This is a genomic window from Dietzia sp. CQ4 (assembly GCF_014145125.1).
Lineage (GTDB): Bacteria > Actinomycetota > Actinomycetes > Mycobacteriales > Mycobacteriaceae > Dietzia > Dietzia natronolimnaea.
The window spans coordinates 1-5,904 of the sequence record NZ_JAALDZ010000206.1; the positions used below are offsets into that span (position 1 = coordinate 1).

General features: G+C 70.9%; 6 protein-coding genes. 5 read left to right on the top strand and 1 reads right to left on the bottom strand.

All coding sequences use genetic code 11. The features are described 5' to 3' along the window. The first annotated feature begins 444 nt into the window (after positions 1 to 444). From G6031_RS12325 to G6031_RS12340, 4 genes are all read left to right on the top strand, one after another. Complete coding sequence (locus G6031_RS12325; RefSeq protein WP_277815267.1) at positions 445 to 750, top strand: transglycosylase family protein; 306 nt, start codon at positions 445 to 447, stop codon at positions 748 to 750. 193 nt (positions 751 to 943) lie between these two features. Continuing rightward, the gene (locus G6031_RS12330; RefSeq protein ID WP_182653414.1) at positions 944 to 2,281 is read left to right on the top strand and encodes an MFS transporter; all 1,338 of its coding nucleotides are present in this window, start codon (positions 944 to 946) and stop codon (positions 2,279 to 2,281) included. Positions 2,282 to 2,372: 91 nt separating this feature from the next. After that, on the top strand, positions 2,373 to 2,870 hold the full coding sequence (locus G6031_RS12335) for a glutathione peroxidase (RefSeq protein WP_346034869.1): 498 nt from the start codon (positions 2,373 to 2,375) through the stop codon (positions 2,868 to 2,870). Between the two features lie 76 nt (positions 2,871 to 2,946). Next, the gene (locus G6031_RS12340; protein ID WP_182653415.1) at positions 2,947 to 4,113 is read left to right on the top strand and encodes an alpha/beta hydrolase family protein; all 1,167 of its coding nucleotides are present in this window, start codon (positions 2,947 to 2,949) and stop codon (positions 4,111 to 4,113) included. A gap of 147 nt (positions 4,114 to 4,260) precedes the next feature. Here the strand turns inward: G6031_RS12340 and G6031_RS12345 are convergent, their stop codons facing one another. Then, positions 4,261 to 5,526 (bottom strand): pyridoxal phosphate-dependent aminotransferase, encoded by a 1,266-nt coding sequence (locus G6031_RS12345; protein WP_182653416.1) that lies wholly within the window; start codon positions 5,524 to 5,526, stop codon positions 4,261 to 4,263. Between the two features lie 96 nt (positions 5,527 to 5,622). On the opposite strand from G6031_RS12345, the gene G6031_RS12350 reads away from it, so the two are divergent. Then, a partial coding sequence (locus tag G6031_RS12350) for a winged helix-turn-helix domain-containing protein (RefSeq protein ID WP_182653417.1) occupies positions 5,623 to 5,904 on the top strand: 282 nt, incomplete at its 3' end.

The following is a 5,904-nucleotide window of genomic DNA, read 5'->3' on the forward strand; positions in this document are numbered from 1 at the left end:
CTCGAGACGCGAGCCCGGGGTGCCGTGGAAGTGGATCACCGGCTGCCCGGCGGGGTCGCCGCACTCGTGTGCGGCGATGCGCCGCCCGTCGACGCGGATCATGTGATCGGACATGCCGCCGAGCCTATGGGTCGGGAGCGCGACGCGGGACGACGGCGAGGTGAGCCATCTCACCGCAGGGCCCGGCAGTCGCGGTGTCGCACCGAACCGACCCTGTGAGCAGCGCCGATCCCCGTGGGGGTCCCGACTCCCGCCGCCCGAGCCCGACCCGGATCCCCCGGTTTCGCCGCGCGGGGGTTGCGTCGCCCCCGTACCCCGCTCGTAGGGTCGTCCGCCGTCCCCGTCGATGGTCGACGGCCGATGCTGGACACCCGATGCACGACACGAGACCTCAGGAGGTCACGAGAGATGCAGAAGAAGCTCGTCCGAACCCTGACCGGCGCGATGCTCGCAGGCGGTATCGCCGCGGGTGGAGCCTCGCTGGCGGCCCCCGCCGCCTCCGCCGCGCCCGCGAGCGCCTGGGACCAGGTGGCCCAGTGTGAGTCCGGCGGCGACTGGCACATCAACACCGGCAACGGATACTTCGGCGGTCTGCAGTTCGCCGCCCAGACGTGGAGCGGCTTCGGTGGCGGCGAGTACGCCCCGACCGCCGACCAGGCCACCCGCGAGCAGCAGATCGACATCGGCGAGCGCGTGCTCGCCGGGCAGGGGCCGGGCGCGTGGCCCAACTGTGGTGGTCCGCTGGCCTGAGCGACGTCCGCCGACGGCGCCATCGATAAGAGCGTTCCGCACACCCGCTTCTCGGGCGATGTGTGCGGGACGCTCTTGGCGATGCGGGAGCACCGATGCTCGGCGACGGGAGCATCCATCCTCGGCGATGCGGGAGCACCGATGCTCAGGCGCCCCGACCGCAGTGGCCGGCGGCGATTAGGCTCTCCAGACCGTGACCGCCGCCGAGACCGTCTACTCCGCCCTCGTGACCCGCGAGCACTCTCGCGGGACCGACCTCCCGGAGCAGGTGGAGCGCGACGTCCCCCGCAACGGCCTGCGGTTGGTGGCGGCCATCACCCTCCAGTCCTCGGGCGACCAGACGGTCAACGCGTCCACCGTGCTGCCGTGGCTGTTCCACGCCCTCGGGGTCCCCGCGGCGTTGGTCGGTCTGCTGGTGCCCATCAGGGAGTCGGGGTCGATGCTGCCCCAGGTGCTGCTCACGCCGCTCGTCCTGCGGGTCACCCACCGCAAGTGGGTCTTCGTCACGGGGGCGGGGGTGCAGGCCGCGGCGGTCGCGGTGATGGCCGGCATCGCCGCACTCGGCCACGGCACGGCCGCGGGGGTGGGGATCCTGGGCGCGTTGGTGGTGTTCTCGCTGGGGCGGTGTCTGTGCTCGATCGCCTCCAAGGACGTCCAGGGCCGCACCATCCCCTCGGGCGAGCGGGGCCAGATCATCGGGCTCGCCACCTCTGCGGCCGGGATCGTGGCCGTCACCCTGGGCCTGGCGATCCGTGCGTTCGGCGGCGACGATCTGGGCCCCGGCGACCTCGCCCTGTTGCTGGCCGGCGGCGCCGTGCTGTGGGTGCTCTCGGCGCTGGTCTACGCGCGGGTCACCGAGCCCGCGGGAGAGGCCGCCGCCGGGGCCGCCGATCACCCGGACGGCGACGGCGGCGGATCCTGGTTCGCCGAGGCGGCCCGGATGTTCCGCGAGGACCGGACGTTCCGCAGGTTCGTCACCGTGCGTGGCCTGATCCTCGTGTCGTCGCTGAGCCCGCCGTTCATCGTGTCGATGTCCGTCGCGGCGGGCACCGGGGCACTGGCCGGGCTCGGCGGGTTCATCCTCGCCTCCGGGATCGCCTCACTCGTCGGGGGGCGGATCTTCGGCCGGCTCGCCGACCGGTCCAGTCGTCGGCTCATGGCGTGGGCGGCCGCCGCCGCCTCGATCGTGGCGCTGGGTTTCGTGGTGGCCGTCTCGCTCCCCGGCGTCGACGGCTCGTCCGCGCTGGGGACCGTGTTCTTCGTGGGCGGATACTTCCTGCTCACGCTATTGCACTCCGGGGTCCGCGTGGGGCGCAAGACCTATGTCGTGGACGTGGCCGAGGGCGACCTGCGGACGACCTACGTCGCGGTCTCCAACTCGGCCATGGGGATCATCCTGCTCGTGGTGGGCGGCATCAGTTCGGTCATCGCGCTGGCGGGGGTCGAGTGGGCGCTGGTCTTCCTCGCGATCCTGGGGCTGATCGGTGCGGTGTCGGCGCTGAGAATGCCCGAGGCGTCGGCGGCCCGGTGATGCCGGGTGCGTGAACGCCCCGGAGTGTGGAAGCCTCGGGACGGACGGCGGGTGAAGCCCGCCTGTCATGACGACGACGAGGAGACGCGCCGTGCCCGATGACAATGTCACCCTCACGGATTTCCGAGCAGGCCTGCTCGATGGGAGCGAGAAGGATCTGGCCGACTACGCCGGTCAGGTCGTCCTGGTGGTCAACACCGCCAGCAAGTGCGGGTTCACCCCCCAGTACAAGGGGTTGCAGAAGCTGTACGAGGAGTACCGCGACCAGGGCTTCGTGGTGCTGGGCTTCCCGTGTGACCAGTTCGCGCACCAGGAGCCGGGCACCGACGAGGAGATCGGGTCGTTCTGCGAGCGCAACTTCGGGGTGGAGTTCCCGCTGTTCTCCAAGATCGAGGTCAACGGATCGGGCACCCACCCGCTGTACCGCTGGCTCAAGTCGCAGGAATCCGGTCTGCTGGGCGGTCGGATCTCGTGGAACTTCACCAAGTTCCTCATCGGGCGTGACGGCACCGTGGTGGGTCGGTTCGGCCCCAACCGTAAGCCGGAGGACCTGCGCAAGGCCGTCGAGGAGGCGTTGCGGGAGTCGTGAGGCCGTGCGGTGATCGGGCCGATTCAGGGTGATGCGGCTAAGGTTCTTAAGTCATCACTGAGAACTCTGGAGCCGTATGTCTGTCGCAACGCCCCGATTCGCCGCCACCGCCACCGCCGGGGCGCTGGCCCTCGCCCTGACCCTCGGTTCGGTCGCCCCGGCCGGAGCGCAGCTCGGCAGCATCGACCCGACCACGTTGGGGCCGGACGATCTGGAGACCATCATCGAGGCAGTGGGTTCCGTCCCTCTGGGCTCGACCGCCGGTTCGCTCGGGTCGGTGGGTTCCGCGGACATCCCGCTCGGTGAGGGATCCTCTGCCCCCATCGGGACGCCCTCCCCGGTCGATCCGAGCATCACCGAGACCGAGTTCCGGGGAGTCGAGCGCACGCGGGGGGAGTATCAGTACTGGATCGTCGCCTCGGAATCGATGCAGCGCGAGATCACCGTCGAGGTGGTCCCGTCCCGGGGTGAGGGCGCCGCTCCGGTGCTCTACATGCTCGACGGCGTCGGCGCCCCGGTGAGTAGCACCGGGTGGAACCACCAGGGCCAGATCGCGGATCGGCTCGCGGACGAGGACGTGCACGTGGTCAATCCCGCCGGCGCGTTCGCCTCGTACTACACCGACTGGGAGCAGCCGGACCCGGTCCTGGGCAACAACAAGTGGGAGACCTTCCTCACCGAGGAGCTGCCGGGCGTCGTGGCCGAGCAGCTCGAGACGAGCGGCAGGAACGGGATCGGGGGGATCTCGATGGGCGGCCAGGCGGCCATGCACCTGGCCGCCACGCACCCCGGGCTCTACGACGCCGTGATGTCCTTCAGCGGCTACTACTCCACGATGGACGCGCTCGGTTACCAGACCGTCCGGCTCAGCGTGGAGACCCGCGGTGGCCAGGTGGACAACATGTGGGGTCCGCACCGAAGCGGGCGCTGGGCGGAGAACGACACCATCTCTCACCCGGAGGGACTGCGTGGCAAGGCCGTCTACTTCTCGTCCGGCAGTGGCGAGATCGGCCCGGAGGACCTGCAGGAGTACGGCGGCGGCGCGGACGTCCAGAACCTGCTCATCGGACTGGTCCTGGAGAAGGGCGTGCGCGAGGGCGCCGAGGCCTTCGAGAGGGCGCTCGACCGCGCGAACGTCGACCACCGGGTGGACTACTCCGACACGGGGCTGCACAACTGGCCGAACTTCCTCAAGAACTTCGAGGCCGGCTGGGAGCACATCAAGCCCGCTCTCGAGGACTGACCCCCGCCCCAGCGCCCTCGCGATCGCCCCATGTTCGCCCCGGCGCCCTCGCGCTCGCTCCCGTCATCCATAAGACCGTTCCGCGCACCCCCTTCTCGGGCGATGTGTGCGGAACGCTCTTTTCGTTGGCCCGGGCCCGGGCCGGGCTCACGCGGGCAGCGGGGTCCGCGCCGGAGTGCCGGGCTGCCGGTGGAGGCCGGCACGCCGCTCGAGGTACCCGGCGATCCTGCCGATCGCGCTCTCGAGCACCTCGGCGTCGGGCAGGCACACGATCCGGAAGTGGTCCGGCTCGGGCCAGTTGAAGCCGGTCCCGTGGGTCACCAGGACGTGCTCGGAGCGCAGTAGGTCCAGCACCAGTTCCTCGTCGCTGCCGATGCCGAACCTCTCGGTGTCCAACCGGGGGAAGCAGTAGAGCGCACCGCGGGGCGCCACGCAGCTCACGCCCGGGATGGCGTTGAGGCGCTCGGTCGCCAGTGCGAGTTGTCGCTCGATCCGGCCGTCGGGGTCGATCACGTCGGCACCCCACGGTGAGTCCTCGGCCAGCGCGACCGGGATCGCGTACTGGCCCGGGACGTTGGGGCACACCCGCATGTTGGCCAGCAGGGTGAGCCCTTCGAGCAGGTCCTGCGCCCGCTCGAGGGGCCCGGTCGCGGCGACCCAGCCGGCCCGGTATCCGCACACCCGGTACGCCTTGGACAGGCCGCCGAAGGTCAGGCAGAGCACGTCGTCACCGGCGGCCAGCGCCGCGTGGTGATGGCGGGCGCCCGAGAAGATCACCTTCTCGTAGATCTCGTCGCTGAGCAGGACGAGCCCGTGCCGACGGGCGATGTCGACCATCCCCCGGACGGTCTCGGCACTGTAGACGGCGCCGGTCGGGTTGTTGGGGTTGATCACCACCAGCGCGGTCGTCCGCGGCGTGATCTTGGACTCGATGTCCGCCAGCGAGGGGTTCCAGCCGTCGGACTCGTCCGCCAGGTAGTGCACGGGCACGCCACCGGTGAGGTTCACCGCGCCGGTCCAGGTGGGGTAGTCCGGTGCCGGGACCAGGATCTCGTCGCCCGGATCGACCATCGCCTGCAGGACCAGAGTGATGAGCTCGCTCACCCCGTTGCCCAGGAACACGTCCTCGGCGCGGATCCCGGGCACCCCCCAGCGCCGGTAGTGCTCGGCCACCGCCGCCCGTGCCTGCGGGATGCCCCGCGAATCCGAGTAGGCCTGGCCCGTGCCGAGCTCGCGGGCCACGGCATCCACGATCTCGGGCCGGGCCTCGAGACCGAACGGGTGCATGTTCCCCAGGTTCAGTCGCAGGATGTCGTGGCCCTCGGATTCCAGCCGCATGGCCTCGGTGAGGATCGGACCGCGGACGTCGTAGCGCACGTCGCGGAGGCGTCGGGATTGGCGGTAGATCTGCATGTGGACCATCACATCGCCAAAGTGGACTGGCGGAAAGGTCCACTTATCGCAGACCCGTGAGACCACTTTCCGGCCTCGCGCGCCTAGGCTGAGCGCATGGCCCGCACCGCCCGTCCCGGATCCCTGGTCCTGGGCGAGGTCTCGGGCACGGCGGATCTGGTGGACGCGATCATCGACCTGATCTCCGACGGTTCCCTGGCCGACGGCGACAGGCTGCCCTCCACGCGCGCGCTCGCCGAGCAGACCGGGCTCTCCCGCGGCACCGTGGTCCGGGGGTTCGACGAACTCTCGGCCGCCGGCTTCATCGACTCCGTCCAGGGCTCGGGCACCCGGGTCGCCGCCGGGGCGGGTCAGGCGGCACGCGCCGGGGCGCGGACG